Source organism: Amphritea pacifica (assembly GCF_016924145.1).
Lineage (GTDB): Bacteria > Pseudomonadota > Gammaproteobacteria > Pseudomonadales > Balneatricaceae > Amphritea > Amphritea pacifica.
Genome location: NZ_JAFFZO010000076.1, coordinates 1 through 1,395 on the forward strand (window position 1 = coordinate 1; position 1,395 = coordinate 1,395).

Consider the following 1,395-nt stretch of genomic DNA (forward strand, 5'->3'; position numbering starts at 1 on the left):
CAGCTTACAGAACGCTAGGAGGGGATGCTATGAAATATGATATTCAACCCACGCTGCCCCCACCGTCCAGTATGATTGGGGTGGTCGGCTGGCTGCGAAAAAATCTGTTTAACGGGCCTTTTAACTCAATAGCCACCCTGATAGTGGGCTATTTTCTGATCAGCTTTCTGGTGCCCACCATTCAATGGATCTTCATCGATTCAGACTGGGTGGGAACCAGCCGGGACGCCTGCACCAGCGGTGGTGCCTGCTGGGTATTTATCGCTAACCGGCTGGATCAGTTTCTCTACGGCTTCTACCCGGAAGCGGAACACTGGCGGCCGCAGCTGGCCTTTCTGCTGATGATCGGCTCGATTATCTGGCTGATTGTGCCACAGACACCGAAAAAGGGGCTGGTAGCCATCGGGTTGCTGGTGATCTACCCCATCGTTGCCTACCTCCTGCTGTACGGTAATTCATTCGGCCTGCCGCAGGTTGAAACCCACCTCTGGGGTGGCCTGACCCTGACCCTGGTGCTGGCGGTGGTCGGTATTGTGGCGTCGCTGCCGCTGGGGATTGTCCTGGCACTGGGACGACAGTCTGATATGCCGATCGTGAAATCGGTCTGTGTCACCTTTATCGAACTCTGGCGGGGGGTACCGCTGATTACCGTGCTGTTCATGGCGTCCGTTATGCTGCCGCTGTTTTTCCCGGAAGGGATGAGCTTTGACAAGCTGCTGCGGGCACTGATCGGTATCACCCTGTTCCAGTCTGCCTATATGGCGGAGGTGATCCGGGGTGGTCTGCAGGCGATCCCGAAAGGACAGTATGAAGCGGCGGATGCCCTGGGGCTGGGTTACTGGCAGAAGATGATTCTGATCATCATGCCACAGGCGCTGAAGCTGATGATTCCGGGGATTGTAAACACCTTTATCGCGCTGTTTAAAGATACCAGTCTGGTGCTGATTATCGGTCTGTTTGATGTCCTGGCGATCGGTCAGGCAGCCAACCAGGACCCCGACTGGATCGGTTATTCCACCGAGAGTTATTTGTTTATTGCCCTGTTGTTCTGGGTGTTCTGTTTCAGCATGTCGCGCTATTCGCAGCATCTGGAGAAGAAACTACAAACCGGCCACGGCAACCGCGCCTGATAACAGAGAGATTTTGAGATGAGTCATTCACACGCGACTGAAAAACTGATGGTGGAACTGCGCGACCTGAACAAATGGTACGGCGAGTTTCATGTCCTGAAAAACATAAACCTGGAGGTTAAACAGGGCGAGAAGATTGTCATTTGCGGGCCTTCGGGGTCGGGTAAATCCACCATGATCCGCTGTATTAACCGACTGGAAGAGCACCAGAAAGGCGATATCATCGTCAACGATATCCCCCTGAATGAAGATATAAAAAATATCG

2 protein-coding genes are annotated in these 1,395 nt (G+C 53.5%); both read left to right on the top strand.

Annotated elements, in window-relative coordinates:
• Window positions 1–29 precede the first annotated feature (29 nt).
• Window positions 30–1,130, top strand: a complete 1,101-nt coding sequence (locus tag JW499_RS21430; RefSeq protein WP_205212492.1) for an amino acid ABC transporter permease — start codon at window positions 30–32, stop codon at window positions 1,128–1,130.
• A gap of 18 nt (window positions 1,131–1,148) precedes the next feature.
• Window positions 1,149–1,395 (top strand): ATP-binding cassette domain-containing protein (locus JW499_RS21435; RefSeq protein WP_205212493.1); only part of this gene is annotated, 247 nt, incomplete at its 3' end.